15 protein-coding genes are annotated in these 16,363 nt (G+C 72.4%); 7 read left to right on the forward strand and 8 right to left on the reverse strand.

Annotated elements, in window-relative coordinates; genetic code table 11:
• Positions 1–31: 31 nt before the first annotated feature.
• Both AB0N17_RS18965 and AB0N17_RS18970 read right to left on the reverse strand, forming a co-directional pair.
• The gene (locus AB0N17_RS18965) at positions 32–1,039 is read right to left on the reverse strand and encodes a (-)-alpha-amorphene synthase (RefSeq protein ID WP_366012502.1); all 1,008 of its coding nucleotides are present in this window, start codon (positions 1,037–1,039) and stop codon (positions 32–34) included.
• Positions 1,023–2,456, reverse strand: coding sequence for a cytochrome P450 (locus AB0N17_RS18970; RefSeq protein ID WP_366012503.1), 1,434 nt, complete (start codon positions 2,454–2,456; stop codon positions 1,023–1,025). The genes AB0N17_RS18965 and AB0N17_RS18970 overlap by 17 nt, the downstream gene beginning before the upstream one ends.
• Positions 2,457–2,673: 217 nt before the next feature.
• Here AB0N17_RS18970 and AB0N17_RS18975 point away from each other — a divergent pair, with 217 nt between their 5' ends.
• Complete coding sequence (locus tag AB0N17_RS18975) at positions 2,674–4,170, forward strand: acyl-CoA synthetase (protein WP_366012504.1); 1,497 nt, start codon at positions 2,674–2,676, stop codon at positions 4,168–4,170.
• Here AB0N17_RS18975 and AB0N17_RS18980 read toward each other — a convergent pair.
• From AB0N17_RS18980 to paaK, 5 genes are all read right to left on the reverse strand, one after another.
• Entirely contained in the window at positions 4,136–5,041 is a 906-nt protein-coding gene (locus AB0N17_RS18980) for a TIGR03620 family F420-dependent LLM class oxidoreductase (RefSeq protein ID WP_366012505.1), read from the reverse strand. The genes AB0N17_RS18975 and AB0N17_RS18980 overlap by 35 nt on opposite strands.
• Before the next feature lie 110 nt (positions 5,042–5,151).
• The gene (locus AB0N17_RS18985; protein ID WP_366012506.1) at positions 5,152–5,484 is read right to left on the reverse strand and encodes a metalloregulator ArsR/SmtB family transcription factor; all 333 of its coding nucleotides are present in this window, start codon (positions 5,482–5,484) and stop codon (positions 5,152–5,154) included.
• A 239-nt stretch (positions 5,485–5,723) separates the two neighbouring features.
• Positions 5,724–6,641: an RNA polymerase sigma-70 factor gene (locus AB0N17_RS18990; protein ID WP_366012507.1), complete on the reverse strand. Its 918-nt coding sequence runs from the start codon at positions 6,639–6,641 to the stop codon at positions 5,724–5,726.
• 38 nt (positions 6,642–6,679) lie between these two features.
• Positions 6,680–7,153: a carboxymuconolactone decarboxylase family protein gene (locus tag AB0N17_RS18995; protein ID WP_366012508.1), complete on the reverse strand. Its 474-nt coding sequence runs from the start codon at positions 7,151–7,153 to the stop codon at positions 6,680–6,682.
• 163 nt (positions 7,154–7,316) lie between these two features.
• Positions 7,317–8,621, reverse strand: a complete 1,305-nt coding sequence (paaK, locus tag AB0N17_RS19000; protein ID WP_366012509.1) for a phenylacetate--CoA ligase PaaK — start codon at positions 8,619–8,621, stop codon at positions 7,317–7,319.
• Positions 8,622–8,791: 170 nt separating this feature from the next.
• Here paaK and AB0N17_RS19005 point away from each other — a divergent pair, with 170 nt between their 5' ends.
• Entirely contained in the window at positions 8,792–9,658 is an 867-nt protein-coding gene (locus AB0N17_RS19005; RefSeq protein WP_366012510.1) for an alpha/beta hydrolase, read from the forward strand.
• Complete coding sequence (locus AB0N17_RS19010) at positions 9,655–10,404, forward strand: alpha/beta hydrolase (protein WP_366012511.1); 750 nt, start codon at positions 9,655–9,657, stop codon at positions 10,402–10,404. Before AB0N17_RS19005 ends, AB0N17_RS19010 begins: the two co-directional genes overlap by 4 nt.
• 85 nt (positions 10,405–10,489) lie before the next feature.
• On the opposite strand, the gene AB0N17_RS19015 is transcribed toward AB0N17_RS19010, so the two are convergent.
• The gene (locus AB0N17_RS19015; RefSeq protein WP_366012512.1) at positions 10,490–12,109 is read right to left on the reverse strand and encodes an acyl-CoA synthetase; all 1,620 of its coding nucleotides are present in this window, start codon (positions 12,107–12,109) and stop codon (positions 10,490–10,492) included.
• Between the two features lie 186 nt (positions 12,110–12,295).
• Between AB0N17_RS19015 and AB0N17_RS19020 the strand changes: the two genes are divergently transcribed.
• The 4 genes from AB0N17_RS19020 to AB0N17_RS19035 all read left to right on the forward strand — a co-directional run bounded on the left by AB0N17_RS19020 (position 12,296) and on the right by AB0N17_RS19035 (position 16,344).
• The gene (locus tag AB0N17_RS19020) at positions 12,296–13,096 is read left to right on the forward strand and encodes a crotonase/enoyl-CoA hydratase family protein (protein WP_366012513.1); all 801 of its coding nucleotides are present in this window, start codon (positions 12,296–12,298) and stop codon (positions 13,094–13,096) included.
• 70 nt (positions 13,097–13,166) lie between these two features.
• On the forward strand, positions 13,167–14,117 hold the full coding sequence (locus AB0N17_RS19025) for an OB-fold domain-containing protein (protein WP_366012514.1): 951 nt from the start codon (positions 13,167–13,169) through the stop codon (positions 14,115–14,117).
• On the forward strand, positions 14,114–15,181 hold the full coding sequence (locus tag AB0N17_RS19030) for a thiolase domain-containing protein (protein WP_366012515.1): 1,068 nt from the start codon (positions 14,114–14,116) through the stop codon (positions 15,179–15,181). Before AB0N17_RS19025 ends, AB0N17_RS19030 begins: the two co-directional genes overlap by 4 nt.
• Positions 15,178–16,344 carry a thiolase domain-containing protein gene (locus tag AB0N17_RS19035; RefSeq protein ID WP_366012516.1) on the forward strand — a complete coding sequence of 389 codons (1,167 nt, stop codon included), beginning with the start codon at positions 15,178–15,180 and terminating at the stop codon, positions 16,342–16,344. The genes AB0N17_RS19030 and AB0N17_RS19035 overlap by 4 nt, the downstream gene beginning before the upstream one ends.
• Positions 16,345–16,363 lie beyond the last annotated feature (19 nt).

A 16,363-nucleotide genomic window follows, 5' to 3' on the forward strand; every position in this document is an offset into this window, starting at 1 on the left:
TGGCGCTGTCCCGGGAGCACGCCAGGAGTGCCTACGGCACGGCAGGCACCGACGCCGCATCCGCGTAGCGAGGCACCGTGCGCGACCAGTCGTAGCACCCGCGGATCCAGCCGATCATGCCCTGCACGTAGCCGGCGCCCGCGGGGCTCAGCTCCGGTGCCAGCTCCTCGTGGAGCTCCTGGAACTCCTCGATCGTGCGGTTGATCTGCTGGACGGCCAGGAGGACGGCGGTCTGCAGAGAGCATCCGTGTGCGCGCTGGTGGGCCAGGGCCAGATTGATCATTTCGCCGGAGCGCCGTTCCTTCACCGCGGAGAAGAGGTCGGCCGTCCACACCGCGGCGTCGGCCGACAGGCGGCTCAGCCGCCGCACACCGGGATGGTGGAGCTCGGCGGCGGTCAGCTCCCGTGGCTGGGCGGCCTCGTACAGGGGGTAGAACGGCTGGACGCCCGCGGTCAGCGACCGTATCGAGGTGCAGTCCCGGGTCCGCAGGAGGACCCGCGGGGACTGGGCCACCGCTTCGTACAGCAGACCGTGCACGTACTCACGGCTCTGCCAGGCCCACCGCGCGGCCTGCGCGGGTGTGCTCCGCTCCCTGACCCGCCGTTGGAGATCGGCCAGGGCCGCTCCGAGGGGAGTGGTGGGCGGCCGGTCGTCACGCAGGATCTCCACGCTCTCGCACAGCATGGGCAGCAGCGCGTCCGGGGAGCGCCGGCCGACGTCCTCCGCAAGGTCGTCGAAGACGAACTGGTAGGCGATCTGGCGGGCCACGATCCGGAGGAGACCGGAATCCACGGTGGGGCTGGTGCAGCACGCGAGTTCGGCGGGGCGGGTCCGGGCGATCATCTCCGGCACGCCCGGTTCGTCGCTCAGACCCCACGTGCACAGCCATGCGTCGACCCCGGCCGCGGCCTCGGACGCGTGGGGGTTGCGCCGGCGCGGGAACGGCATGCGGAGGTGGGCGTCGATCAGGTCACGGAGGCTGAGGACCGCCGTTTCGTCCGGTGGGCCGAGCGTGACTTCCTCATGCGTTGCCGACATGGTGGTCTCCTGCCGTCCGGGGTTCCGACGGGCGCGGGGCGCCCGTTGCTCGTGCACGGGCCTCGCAGGCCATGACCAGGGCGCGCGGCCCCATCGTGATCCCGGGGCGCGGTGGCCGTTCGACGTACCCCGGCAGATGGCGCAGCCGTCGGCGGCCGGCGAGGGTCGCCAGCGCCAGCACGGCCTCCACCATGGCGAACTCGTCGCCGAGACATTTGCGGCCGCCCGCGGAGAACGGCATCATCGCGCGGCGCTGTCCGACGGTGGGCCGGCCCGGCAGCCAGCGGTCCGGGTCGAAGCGCTCGGGGTCGGGGAACGACGCGGGGTCGTGGTGCAGGAGGTAGGGGCTGTACAGAACGGCGGCTCCCGCGGGCAGCCGGCACCCGGCGAGTTCCGTGTCCCTGGTGGCGACGCGGGTGAAGAGCCAGCCGGGGGACGAGTGGCGCAGCGTCTCGGAGACGACGCACCGGGTGTAGACGAGGTGCGGCAGGTCGTCGGGACCGGGGCGCCGGCCTTCGGCGAGGACGGAGTCGAGCTCGGCGTGCAGGCGGCGCTCCGCCTCCGGATGGCGGGCCAGCAGGCTGAAGGCGGCGGCCAGGCTCAGTGCCTGCGTCTCGGCGCCCGTGAGCAGCAGCGTGATCAGGTGGTCGTGGACCTCCTGGCCGGTGATCGCCTTCGCTTCGCCGTCGCCGCGCGTCGCCGCCAGCAGGGTGCCCAGCACGTCGTCACGGTCGGCGCCCCGGCGGCGCTCCGCGATCACCGTGCCGATGATGGCGTGCAGCCGGGCGAGCGCCCGCCGGTAGCGGCGGTTGGCGGGTGTGGGCAGGCGGAACAGGGCGTCGATCGGTACGACCGTGCGGACGAAGAGACCCCGGACGACATCGGTGAGACAGTCCCGCACCTCGGCGGCCGTGGTGTCGTCCAGTGAGTCGGAGAGCAGCACCCGGCTGATCACGCGGGTCGTGAGGCCCATCATCGCCTCGGTGACGGGAACCGTCCGGCCGGCCTGCCACGTCGCGCACACCGCGTCGGCCTCTTCCGTGATCAGGTCCGTGTAAACGGCGACGTGGGAAGGCCGGAAGGCGGGCTGCAGCAGCCTGCGTTTGTCCCGGTGCGCCGGCTGGCGGCAGGTGACGAGACCGTCCCCCATCAGCTTCCCGAGCCTGTCGTACAGCGGGCCGCCCTTGTCGAAGGTGTGCGGATCCATGAGCACCTCGTGCGCCAGCTCCGGGTGGCACACCATCCAGGCGCGCTGGGGGCCCAGCCGTATCTCGACCAGATCCCCGTGCGCGGGCAAAGAATTCAGAAAAGCCAACGGCCGGCGGTAGAAGGCGATACCGTGGCCTAGGAGTGGGAATATGCCGGGTGCAGTACCTGTCGTCCACGTTCGCTTCTGTTCAGACACAGCACGACTCATGGGTATCTCCTGTCCGACGTGACGCGTAAACCGGTGCATCTGTCACGGAGTTGACTGCATCATGTCCTGCCCAGGTTCAACGCTGCCCGGTGTCCAAAAACGTTTCTCCACAGGGGCGCACGGAAGCACGCGGAAGCAGAAGGCGCCTGCGGCGAAGGACCGTTGCCGCCCCGCGGGTGCTTGACCTCCCTCCGCGACGGACCCAGGATCATGAGCCATGACGCAGGGACACGGCAGCACGGTCGACGGGGTGCTGCGGCGCAGCGCCCGGCGCACCCCGGCGCGGATCGCGCTGGAGTACGACGCGCGGGCATGGACGTACGAGGAACTCGACGACGCCGTCTCCCGCGCGGCCTCCCTGCTGCTCGCGCAGGGCATCGCCCCCGGCGACCGGGTCGCCGCCTACGGGTACAACTCCGACGCCTACCTGATCGCGTTCCTCGCCTGCGCCCGGGCCGGCCTGGTGCACGTGCCGGTCAACCACAACCTCACCGGTGACGACCTGGCCTACCTGGTCGGCCAGTCGGGCAGCACCCTGGTGCTCGCCGACCCCGGCCTGGCCGGCCATGTGCCGGACGGCGTACGGGTGTTGACGCTGCGGGACGCCGAGGACTCGCTGCTCGCGCGGCTGCCGGACGTACCGCCGTACGACGGGCCCGAGCCGCGCACCGAGGACCTGGTGCAGCTGCTGTACACCTCCGGGACCACCGCCCTGCCCAAGGGCGCGATGATGACCCATCGCGCGCTGGTGCACGAGTACCTGAGCGCGATCACCGCCCTCGACCTGAGCGCCGGGGACCGGCCGGTGCACGCGCTTCCGCTGTACCACTCGGCGCAGATGCACGTCTTCCTGCTGCCCTGCCTCGCCGTGGGCGCGACCAACATCGTCCTGGACGCCCCGGACGGCGACCGGCTGTTCGAGCTGATCGAGACGGGCCGCGTGGACAGCCTCTTCGCGCCGCCCACCGTGTGGATCGGCCTGGCGGGCCGGCCCGACTTCGCCACCCGCGACCTCGGCGGCCTGCGCAAGGCCTACTACGGCGCCTCGATCATGCCGGTGCCCGTGCTGCGGCGGCTGCGGGAACGCCTGCCGGGGCTCGCCTTCTTCAACTGCTTCGGGCAGAGCGAGATCGGCCCGCTGGCCACCGTCCTCGGACCCGACGAGCATGAGGGCCGCCTGGGCTCCTGCGGCCGTACCGTGCTGTTCGTGGACGCCCGGGTCGTGGACGACGAGGGCAAGGACGTTCCGGACGGCACCCCGGGCGAGATCGTCTACCGCTCACCGCAGCTGTGCGAGGGCTACTGGGACAAGCCCGAGGAGACCGCCGAGGCCTTCCGGGACGGCTGGTTCCACTCCGGCGACCTCGCGGTGCGCGACGCGGAGGGGTACTTCACCATCGTGGACCGGGTGAAGGACGTCATCAACTCCGGTGGTGTGCTGGTCGCTTCGCGCCAGGTTGAGGACGTCCTCTACAGCCATGAGGCCGTCGCCGAGGCCGCCGTGATCGGACTGCCCGACGAGCGGTGGATCGAGGCCGTCACGGCGGTCGTCGTCGCGCGCGGCGAGGTGACGGAGGAACAGCTCGTCGCGCACGTCAAGGAGAAGCTCCCGCCCTTCAAGGCGCCCAAACGGGTGCTGTTCGTGGCGGAGCTGCCGCGCAACGCCAGCGGCAAGATCCTCAAGCGCGAGCTGCGGGACCGGTTCGGCGGCTAGCCGGGCTCCTCGCCGGCAGCAGCGCGTCGGCCAGCACCCGCCAGTGCGGCAGCGCCGACGCGCCCGGCTCGACGCCGATCACCTGCACGGCCACGTGATCGGCGCCCGCGTCCAGGTGGCCGTGCAGCTTCCGCACGACCGTGTCCGGGTCGCCCCAGAACACGAGGTCGTCCACGAAGCGGTCGCTGCCGCCGTCGCGGAGGTCGTCCTCCGTGTACCCGAGTCGGCGGAACTTGGCGATGTTGTACGGGGTCCCGAGATAGCCGTGCAGGTGCTCGCGCGCCAGGGTGCGGGCCCGGACCGGGTCGCTCTCGAACAGCACCGCGTGCTCGACGGCCAGGAAGGCCTCCGGTCCGAGGATCTCCCGGGCCTGCGCCGTGTGCGCCGTGTTCACGTGGTAGGTCTGGGCGCCGTCGGCGCGGTCGCGGGCCAGCCGCTGCATCTTCGGGCCGTACGCGGCCAGCAGGCGCCGGACCGGTCGGTCCGGGCGGGGGTTGGGCGTCTGAAGGGTGTCCAGCTCGTCGAGGTACGCGGCCATCGCGGCGAGGGGCTTGACCCCCGGGCGCGGGTCCCCGCCGAACCCCAGGCCCAGCACATGCCGGCCCGGGTAGGCGTCGGCGAGCAGCAGGGCGGCGCCGTGCGTCCGGCGTGCCTCCCGGGACCAGATCCGGGCGATGCCGTTGACGACGGTCAGCCGTCGCGTGCAGGAGAGCAGGTACCCGGCGTGGGTGAACGCGTCCCGCCCGAGCAGCTCGGGCACCCAGAGCGTCCCCCAGCCCAGCTCCTCCAGCTCCTGGACGGAGTCGCGGATCCGCGCGGCCGGCCTGTGTTCGAAGTCGAAGGTGTAGATCCCGAACGTGCCGAGGTCCATCGGTGTGCTCCCTCGCTGAGGTGGACAGCGTGAATCGTCGATTCGTAATATCGCAGAATTTCGATATGAATGCCAGGGTGGCACGCCGAGGAGGAGGCGCGGGTGCGGCTCTAGAGGGTCCGTCCGAGCTCGGTGACCAGTTCGGCGATGCGCTGCTCGTCCCGCTTGTAGTGGGTCCACTTGCCCACCCGGGTCGCCCGGACCAACCCGGCCCGCTGGAGTTCGGCCATGTAGGCCGACACGGTCGACTGGGCCAGCCCGGCCTTGGCCTGGATGTGGCTCACGCACACACCCACCTCGGCGGGGTCGGCGATGGCCGCCTCCATGGGGAAGTGGCGCCCGGGCTCGCGCAGCCAGCGCAGCATCTGCAGCCGCATCGGGTTCGACAGCGCCCGCAGCGCGTTGACCAGGTCCGGGTCCGGGGTGGGGGCACTGTCCGTCATGGCTGGGGAGTATAGGCCGCCGACGACGTTTCGGGGTACGTCGATGCGACGGCGGTCGGCCGGTGGCTCCCGCGGTCCCGCCGGGCGTCGGTCCGGCCGCCCACGGGCGGGCTCATCCCGACGGGCGGGCCCATCCCGACGGGCGGGCCCATCCCGACGGGCGGGCTCATCCCGATGGGCCCGCTCATCCCGATGGGCCGGCTCATCGCGACGGGCCGGCTCACCCCCGACGGGCCGGCTCACCGCCGCCGGGCCTGCCTCACCTCGCGGTCGACGGCCCAGGCGTCGGCGACCGGGCCGATGTGGCCGAGCTTGTCGGGGTTGACCACCGTGCGCACGGCCTGGATCCGCCCGTCGAGCACGTCGAGGGCGAGCGTGTGGAGCACCCTGCCGTCCCGGTCGCGGAGGATCGCCCCCGGCTGGCCGTTGACCTCGTGCGGCTCCAGGGACACACCGATCCGGAACAGCCAGGGGAAGACCGTGCCCAGCAGCCGGGCGACCTTCTGTGCGCCCACGACGGCTCCGGCCAGCTGCGGGGCGTTGCCGCCGCCGTCCCCGGTCAACTGGACATCGGCGGCGAGCAGCTGTCGCAGTCCGTCCACGTCGCCGTCCTTCAACGCCTCGAAGAACCGTGTCGCCAGCTCCTGCCGTTCCCGCCGGTCCGCCGCGAACCTCGGCCGCCCGGCCTCCATGTGCCGCCGCGCCCGCACCAGCAGCTGCCGGCACGCCGCCTCGGAACGCCCCACCGCCGCGGCGACCTCGTCGAACCCGAAGGCGAACACCTCCCGCAGCACGAACACCGCCCGCTCCAGCGGGCTGAGCCGCTCCAGCAGGAGCAGTGCCGCCATCGACACCGAGTCAGCCAGCTCCACCGACCGCGCCGGGTCCTCGTACGGATCGCTCAGCAGCGGTTCGGGGAACCAGGGGCCCACGTACCGCTCGCGCCGCACGCGCGCGGAGCGCAGCACGTCGATCGAGATCCGGGTCACCGTGGCCGACAGGTAGGCCCTGGCCGACACCGGCCGGGCCGACGAGCCGTCGAAGCGCAGCCAGGCCTCCTGCACCGCGTCCTCGGCCTCGCCCACACTGCCCAGAATCCGGTAGGCGACCGAGAACAGCAGCGGCCGCAGCTCCTCGAACTCCTCGGCCTTGCTCACACCGCGTCCTCTCCCGTGCACCGTTCCGCCCGGCTGTGTCAGTGGAACTGTCCGGGTTCGTAGGCGCCGGCCGGCTGCCGGGTGATGACGTTCAGCCGGTTCACCGAGTTCATGAAGGAGACCAGGATCACCAGGGCGGTGAGCTGTTCCTCGTCGTAGTGCGCGGCTGCGTGCGCCCACACCGCGTCGCCGACGCCGCCGGCCGCGTCCGCGACCCGGGTCCCTTCCTCCGCCAGTGCCAGCGCGGCCCGCTCGGCCTCGGTGAACACCGTGGCCTCCCGCCACGCCGAGACCAGGTTCAGCCGCACCGGGGTCTCGCCGGCGGCGGCGGCCTCCTTGGTGTGCATGTCGACGCAGACGGCGCAGCCGTTGATCTGGCTCACGCGCAGCGCCACCAGCTCCTGCGTCGTGGCCGGCAGCGGCGAGTCCTTGAGCGCCCTGCCCGCCGACATGAAGTGCTTGAGGGCCTTGCCCGCGGTCGGGCTCGCGAAGTAGTCCAGTCGCGCGTCCATGGTGTGCTCCTCCGTGGTGGTCCGTGGATACACCCCTGAGACGGGACGGCCCGGCCCCCTGTGACACGGACGCGTGTGAGCTGCGTCTCCCGGACCGACAGGCCCCCTCCTTCGGATCGTGCCGGGGTCGCGGGGTCCGGCACGCACATCTGAAGGAAAGGCCCTAGCCGGCGACCCGGGGCCGCAGGTCCACGATCCGCCGGATCTTGCCCACCGAGCGCTCCAGCGACTCCGGCTCGACGATCTCCACGTCGACCGAGACGCCGACGCCGTCCTTGACGGCCGCCACGATGGACCGGGCCGCCGCCTCCCGGGCGTCGGGAGTCGCGCCGGGGCGGGCCTCGGCCCGGACGGTCAGCCGGTCCAGCCGGCCCTCCCGGGTCAGCCGGAGCTGGAAGTGCGGTGCCACACCGGGAGTGCGCAGCACGATCTCCTCGATCTGGGTCGGGAACAGATTGACCCCGCGCAGGATCACCATGTCGTCGCTGCGCCCGGTGATCTTCTCCATCCGCCGGAAGACCCTGGCCGTGCCGGGCAGCAGCCGGGTCAGGTCGCGGGTGCGGTAGCGGACGATCGGCATGGCCTCCTTGGTCAGCGAAGTGAACACCAGCTCGCCCCGCTCGCCCTCCGGCAGCACCTCGCCGGTGATCGGGTCGACCACCTCCGGGTAGAAGTGGTCCTCCCACACGGTCAGGCCGTCCTTGGTCTCCACGCACTCCTGCGCCACACCGGGGCCGATCACCTCGGACAGCCCGTAGATGTCGACGGCGTCGATCCCGAACCGCTCCTCGATCTCGCGCCGCATCTGCTCGGTCCACGGCTCGGCCCCGAACACGCCGACGCGCAGCGAGGTGCCCCGCGGGTCGACGCCCTGCCGCTCGAACTCGTCGAGCAGCGTGAGCATGTAGGAGGGGGTCACCATGATGACGCCGGGCTCCAGGTCCTGGATCAGCTGCACCTGCCGGGCCGTCATGCCGCCGGACGCCGGGACGACCGTACAGCCGAGGCGCTCGGCACCGTAGTGCGCGCCCAGGCCGCCGGTGAACAGGCCGTATCCGTAGGCCACGTGCACGACGTCCCCGGGGCGCCCGCCGGCCGCCCGGATCGACCGGGCCACCATGTCGGCCCACAGGGAGAGGTCGTTGTCCGTGTAGCCGACCACCGTGGGGCGTCCCGTCGTCCCGCTGGAGGCGTGCAGCCTGCGGATCCTCTCCCGGGGTACGGCGAACATGCCGTACGGGTAGTTCGCCCGCAGGTCGGCCTTGGTCGTGAAGGGGAAGTGGGCGAGATCGGCGAGGGAGCGGCAGTCCTCCGGGCGGACGTCGGCCTTGTCGAAGGACTCCCGGTAGAACGGCACGTGGTCGTACGCGTGCCGCAGCGAGGCGCGCAGCCGCTCCAGCTGCAGCGCCCGCAGCTCCTCGGGCCCGAGCCGCTCGCCCGCGTCGAGCAGGTCCGTCGCATCCGCCATCGGGACGTCTCCCTCGTCAGCCTCACATTCCGGACGACCGATCATTCGGTCGATGTGTTCGGGGCCAGTAATTCAGGCCGTGCGGTTCCAGGCAAGAGGGCTGCGGAGATTTTTCGTACGAGACGAAAATGGCTGGTCGAGTCGTCCCGAAGACTGAGACGATCAGGCGCATGCCGCACTTCACCATGGCCGATGGCACCCGGCTCGCCTATCACCTGCGGGGTGACGGGGACCCGCTCGTCGTCCTGCCCGGCGGCCCCATGCGGGCCTCCGCCTATCTCGGGGACCTCGGCGGCCTGACCGCGCACCGCCGGCTGGCCCTGCTCGACCTGCGGGGCACCGGTGACTCCGCGGTGCCGGCGGACCCGGCGACGTACCGGTGCGACCGGATGGTGGAGGACGTGGAGGTGTGGCGGGCACACATGGGGCTGGAGCACATGGATCTGCTCGCGCACTCGGCCGGCGCCGCCCTGGCGATGCTCTACGCGGCCCGTCACCCGCACCGGATACGACGGCTGGTGCTGATCACTCCCAATCCCTCGGCGCTGGGCATGCGGGCCACCCCCGAGGACCGGCTGGCGGCGGCCCGACTGCGCGCGGACGAGCCCTGGTTCGCCGAGGCGTTCCCCGCCTTCCGGGCCTGGCTGGCCGGTGAGGCGGAGTTCGACGACGTGTTCCTGCCCTTCTTCTTCGGCCGTTGGGACGCCGCTGCCCGGACGCACACGGACGCCGAGTTGTCGCAGACCAACGAGGAGGCCGGTGACGCCTACTTCGGCGAGGGCGCCTTCACGCCGGACGCGACCCGCACCGCCCTCGCCGCCCTTTCCGCACCGGTCCTCGTCCTCGCGGGCGAACTCGACGGCGGCCCCCGCCCCGACCTCGCCCGCCGCACCGCCGACGCCTTCCCACGGGGTGAGGTCGCCGTGCAGCCCGGCGCCGGTCACTACCCCTGGCTGGACGATCCGGAGCGCTTCGCCGGCCGCGTGCTCGCCTTCCTCGGCGCCCCCGCGGACACGACCGTGCCGTCGGCGGAGTGAGCGGCCCGGGAGCGCGCGGCCCGGACGGCGCGCACGGCACGGACGTCACGGCGCCGCACACCGTCGAGGCGAACGGCATCACCCTGGCCTACCGCGCCTGGGGCCCGGCCGACGCCCCGCCCGTCCTGCTGCTGCACTGCCGGGGCGCCGACGGCGCGGACTGGACCCGGGTCGCCGAACGGCTCGCGGCACCCCCGCGCCCGCGCCGGGTGTACGCCCCGGACCTGCGCGGCCACGGCCGCAGTGACTGGCCGGGCGAGTACGCGGCCGAGACGATGTGCGAGGACGTCCATGCCCTGCTCGCCGCGCTCGGCCCGGACGGCGCCGACGTCGTGGGCCACTCGCTCGGCGGTCTCGTCGCCTACCTGCTGGCCCAGCGTCACCCCGAGGCCGTACGGCGCCTGGTCCTGGAGGACGTGTGCGCGCCCGTGCCGCTCGACCCGCCCCGGCCGCGCGCCGAACGGCCCGAGGGGGAGCTGCCGTTCGACTGGGCGATGGTGCTGACCGCCGACGAGCAGCGCAACGCGCCCGATCCTGTGTGGTGGGACCACATGGGCCGGATCACCATGCCCACGCTGGTCATCGCGGGTGGCCCCACCAGCCTCGTCCCGCAGGACCAGGTCGCCCGGCTCGCGGAGCTGATTCCGGACGCCCGGTTGGTCACCGTCGACGCCGGGCACCTGGTGCACGAGACCCGCCCCGAGGAGTTCCTCGCGGTGCTGGAGGAGTTCCTCGACCGCCGGTGAGCGACCGCCACCGCCCGCCGGTGATCGGCCCGACCACCTGCCGGTGAACGGCCCCGACCACCTGCCGGTGAACGGCCCCGACCGCCTACCGGTGATCGGCCGCCACCGCCACCTCCCGGGCCCACCGGTAGTCCGCCTTGCCGCTGGGCGAGCGCTGGATGGACTCCGCGATGACCAGCTGGCGGGGGACCTTGTAGCCGGCCAGCCGGGTGCGGCAGTGGCCCTGGATGTCGGCCAGCGAGGGGCGCGGCGCTCCCGCGCGCAGCTGCACCACGGCCGCCACGTGGTTGCCCCAGGTGGCGTCCGGAACCCCGGCGACCAGTGCGTCGTACACGTCCGGATGGGCCTTGAGCGCCTGCTCGACCTCCTCCGGGTACACCTTCTCGCCCCCGGTGTTGATGCACTGCGAGCCCCGGCCGAGGACGGTGACCACACCGTCCTCGTCGACCGTCGCCATGTCGCCGAGCAGCACCCAGCGCCGCCCGCCCTTCTCGAAGAAGGTCTCGGCCGTCTTCGCGGGGTCGTTGTAGTAGCCGAGCGGCACATGGCCGCACTGGGCGACCCGGCCGATCTCGCCGACGGCGACCGGCTCGTGCGTCGCAGGATCCACCACCAGGGTGCGGGAGTTGACCCGGATGCGGAAGCCGCGCTCGGGTCCGGAGTCGTCCGTCGCGGTGCCGTTGAACCCGGACTCCGAGGAGCCGAAGTTGTTCAGCAGCACGGCGTTCGGTACCAGGTCCCGGAACTGCCGGCGCACCGTCTCCGACATGATCGCGCCCGACGAGGAGACGCTGAACAGGGCCGAGCAGTCCGTGCCCTTCATCGGCCCGCTCAGCGCGTCGATCAGCGGCCGGAGCATCGCGTCGCCGACCAGGGACACGCTGGTGACCCGCTCCCGCTCGATCGTGCGCAGCACCTCCTCCGGGACGAACTTGCGGTGCAGCACGACACGCTGGCCGAAGCCGAAGCCGATGAAGGCGGTGAGGGTCGAGGTGCCGTGCATCAGCGGGGGAGTGGGGAAGAAGGTGATCCCCGAGCCGCCCGCGGCCACCCGCTCGGCCAGCTCCTGCGGGGCCTTCACCGGCTCACCCGTCGGCGCCCCGCCGCCCAGCCCGGCGAAGAACAGGTCCTCCTGGCGCCACATCACGCCCTTGGGCATCCCCGTCGTACCGCCCGTGTAGACGATGAACTGGTCGTCGCCGGAGCGCGCCGCGAAGCCCCGCCCGGGTGAGGCGGCCGCCTCCGCGTCGGTGAAGGGCACCGCCCCGGGTACCCGGGCCGCCGGCGCCGTACCCACCCGCAGCGGATGCCGCAGCTTCGGCGCGCGCGGCAGCGCCCCCGCCACCCGCTCCTCGAACTCGGCGTCGTAGACCAGCGCGACCAGGTCGGCGTCCCGGTAGAGGTACACCAACTCCTCTTCGACATACCGGTAGTTGACATTGACCGGGACGACCCGTGCCTTCAGGCAGCCCAGCACCGTCTGCAGGTACTCCACGCCGTTGTACAGGTGCAGCCCCAGGTGCTCCCCGGGGCGGATGCCGCTGTCGATCAGGTGATGCGCGACGCGGTTGGCGGCCGCGTCCAGTTCGGCGTAGGTCAGGCGGCGCTCGGCACCCGTGCCGGGGTGGTCGAGGTACACGAGCGCCTCGCGGTCCGGAACCACGTCGACGACCGACTCGAACAGATCGGCAAGGTTGTACTCCACCGCTCCTCCTGACCCCGGCAGCCGGACGAAGAAAGGCGCATCCGTCGGTTCGTCGGTCATCAGAGCAAAGGGCGTGGCAACTGGGAAGGGCCCGCGTCAATAAATCTGACTGTCTGTCAGAAAACCCTTGAAGTGCCTTCCCGGCTCCTGCAACCTGTTCTCGTTCTTACCGAGGGGAGATGGCCCATGGGTGGGACCGAACACCTCACCGTCCGGCGCGAAGGCGCCACACTGGTGCTCACGCTCAACCGGCCCGACGCCAGGAACGCGCTCTCGCTCCCGATGCTCGTCGGCCTGTACGACGGTTGGGTCGAGGCCGACGAGGACGACGACGTCCGCTCCGTCGTCCTCACCGGGGCCGGCGGCGCCTTCTGCGCCGGCATGGATCTGAAGGCGCTGGCCGGGAACGGCATGGCGGGGGAGCAGTACCGGGACCGGCTCAAGGCCGACCGCGACCTGCACTGGAAGGCCATGCTGCGCCATCACCGCCCCCGCAAACCGGTGATCGCCGCCGTCGAGGGCCACTGCGTCGCCGGCGGCACCGAGATCCTCCAGGGGACCGACATCAGGGTCGCGGGCGAGTCCGCGACGTTCGGCCTGTTCGAGGTCAGGCGCGGCCTGTTCCCGATCGGCGGCTCCACCGTCCGGCTGCAGCGCCAGATCCCGCGCACCCACGCCCTGGAGATGCTGCTCACCGGGCGCCCGTACAGCGCCCCGGAGGCCGCCGCCATCGGCCTGATCGGCCATGTCGTGCCCGACGGCACCGCCCTCGAAAAGGCCCTGGAGATCGCCGCGCGGATCAACGCCTGCGGGCCGCTCGCCGTGGAGGCCGTCAAGGCCTCGGTGTACGAGACCGCAGAGATGACCGAGACCGACGGGCTCGCCGCCGAACTCGCCCGTGGCTGGCCGGTCTTCGACACCGCCGACGCCAAGGAAGGCGCCCGCGCCTTCGCGGAGAAGCGGCCCCCCGTCTACAAGCGCGCCTGAACCGTCGCGCACCTGATCCGTCGCGCGCCTGATCCGTCGCGCGCCTGATCCGTCGAAGGAGTCCGTCAGGATGTCCGAAGTCCTCAGCGCCCCCCTCGTCGTCGAATTCCCCTTCACCCGCTCCCTCGGACCCGTCCAGAGCGCCTTCCTCACCGGCCTGCGCGAACGCGTCGTGCTCGGCGTGCGGACCACCGACGGACGCATCCTCGTGCCCCCCGTCGAGTACGACCCGGTCACCGCCGAGGAGATCCGCGATCTGGTGCAGGTCGCCCCCACGGGCACGGTCACCACCTGGGCGTGGAACCACGAGCCGCGCCGCGGCCAGCCCCTCGGCACCCCCTTCGCCTGGGTCCTGGTCCGGCTCGACGGCGCCGACACGGCCCTGCTGCACGCCCTCGACGCCCCCGGCCCCGACGCCGTCCGCACCGGCATGCGGGTACGCGTCCGCTGGGCCGCGGAACGCACCGGCGCCATCACCGACATCGCCTGCTTCGAGCCGTACGACGGGGCCGTGGAGCGACCGGCGGGCCACAGCGGCGCGTTCGACGCCCCGGTCACCGGGATCGTCGCCCCCGCCCGCCTCGACTACACCTACTCGCCCGGCCGCGCCCAGACCGCCTACATCGACGCCCTCTCGCAACGCCGTACCGTCGGCGAACGCTGCCCCGCCTGCCGCAAGGTGTACGTCCCGCCGCGGGGCGCCTGCCCCACCTGCGGACTCGCCACGACGGAACAGGTCGAGGTGGGCCCCCGGGGCACGGTCACCACCTTCTGCATCGTCAACATCAAGGCTGCTCATACGGCGAATCTCGACATCGAGGTCCCGTACGTCTACGCGCACATCGCCCTCGACGGCGCCGACCTCGCCCTGCACGCCCGGATCGGCGGCATCCCCTACGACCGGGTCCGCATGGGACTGCGCGTGGAGCCGGTGTGGACCGAGGGAGCGCGCTATCCCGACCACTACCGGCCCACCGGCGAGCCCGACGCGGACTACGAGACGTACAAGGAGCTGCTGTGACCAGCGAAGAAGCCCGCGTCCGGGACATCGCCGTCGTCGCCTTCGCCCAGACCGGCCACCGGCGCTCCACCGCGGAGTCCTCCGAGGTCGAGATGCTCATGCCGGTGCTGCACGAGGTCCTCGCGCAGACCGGCCTGAAGACCGCCGACATCGGTTTCACCTGCTCCGGCTCCAGCGACTACCTCGCCGGCCGCGCCTTCTCCTTCACCCTCGCCCTCGACGGCGTGGGCGCCTGGCCGCCGATCTCCGAGTCGCACGTCGAGATGGACGGCGCCTGGGCGCTGTACGAGGCCTGGACCAAGCTGCTCACCGGCGACGCCGACACCGCGCTCGTCTACTCCTACGGCAAGTGCTCGCCGGGCTCGGTGCGGGACGTGCTGACCCGTCAGCTCGACCCGTACTACCTGGCGCCCCTGTGGCCCGACGCCGTGGCCCTCGCCGCCCTCCAGGCCCAGGCACTCCTCGACGCCGGGGACACCGACGAGTCCGCCCTCGCCGCCGTCGGCGCCCGCAGCCGGGCGGACGCGGAGGCCAACCCGCACGCCCAGCTCAAGGGGCGTACCCCGCCCGGCGACTACGCCGTGCGCCCGCTGCGCACCGGAGACTGCCCGCCCGTCTCCGACGGCGCCGCCGCCGTGCTCCTCGCCGCCGGGGACCGGGCCCGGGAACTGTGCGCGCGGCCCGCCTGGATCCGCGGCATCGACCACCGCATCGAGGCGCACGGACTCGGCGTCCGCGACCTCACCGACTCGCCCTCGTCCCGGCTGGCCGCCGAGAAGGCCGGTGCCTTCGAACGGCCCGTGGACACCGCCGAGTTGCACGCGCCGTTCAGTTCGCAGGAGGTGGTGCTGCGCAAGGCGCTCCGCCTCGGCGACGACGTCCGTGTCAACCCTTCCGGCGGGGCGCTCGCCGCCAACCCGGTGATGGCCGCCGGCCTCATCCGCATCGGCGAGGCCGCCGCCCGCATCCACCGCGGCGCGTCCGACCGCGCCCTCGCCCACGCCACCTCCGGCCCCTGCCTGCAGCAGAACCTGGTCGCCGTACTCGAAGGGGATCCCCGATGAGCAAGGAGCCCGTGGCCGTCGTAGGCGTCGGCCAGACCAAGCACGTGGCCGCCCGCCGGGACGTGTCGATCGCCGGACTCGTCCGGGAGGCGGCGCGAAGGGCGCTGGAGGACGCCGAGCTGACCTGGGCCGACATCGACGCCGTCGTCATCGGCAAGGCGCCCGACTTCTTCGAGGGCGTGATGATGCCCGAGCTGTACCTCGCCGACGCGCTCGGCGCCGTCGGCAAGCCCATGCTCCGGGTGCACACGGCGGGCTCCGTCGGCGGGTCGACGGCGCTGGTGGCCGCGAACCTGGTCGCCGCCCGCGTCCACGGCACCGTCCTCACCCTCGCCTTCGAGAAGCAGTCCGAGTCGAACGCCATGTGGGGCCTGTCCCTGCCCATCCCCTTCCAGCAGCCCCTGCTCGCCGGCGCGGGCGGGTTCTTCGCCCCGCACGTGCGCGCGTACATGCGGCGCAGCGGCGCCCCCGACACCGTCGGCTCCCTCGTCGCCTACAAGGACCGGCGCAACGCCCTGAAGAACCCCTGGGCCCACCTCCACGAGCACGACATCACCCTGGAGAAGGTCCAGGCCTCACCCATGCTGTGGGACCCCATCCGCTACTCGGAGACCTGCCCGTCCTCCGACGGCGCCTGCGCCATGGTCCTCACCGACCGTGCCGGAGCCGCCCGCGCCCCCCGGCCGCCCGCGTGGATGCTCGGCGGCGCCATGCGCAGCGAACCGACCCTGTTCGCCGGCAAGGACTTCGTCTCCCCGCAGGCGGGCAAGGACTGCGCCGCCGACGTCTACCGGCAGGCCGGCATCGCCGACCCGCGCCGGGACATCGACGCCGTCGAGATGTACGTGCCCTTCTCCTGGTACGAGCCCATGTGGCTGGAGAACCTCGGCTTCGCCGAGGAGGGCGAGGGCTGGAAGCTCACCGAGTCCGGGGTCACCGAGCTCGACGGCGACCTGCCCGTCAACATGTCGGGCGGCGTGCTGTCCACCAACCCCATCGGAGCCTCCGGGATGATCCGCTTCGCCGAGGCCGCCCTCCAGGTACGCGGCCGGGCCGGGGAGCACCAGGTGGACGGCGCCCGCAGGGTGCTCGGGCACGCCTACGGCGGCGGCTCGCAGTTCTTCTCCATGTGGCTCGTGGGGTCCGAGCCCCCCGACTCCTGACCGTCGTACGAAAGTCCTC

Origin of the sequence: Streptomyces sp. NPDC051133 (assembly GCF_040682635.1) — a bacterium.
Taxonomy (GTDB): Bacteria; Actinomycetota; Actinomycetes; order Streptomycetales; family Streptomycetaceae; genus Streptomyces.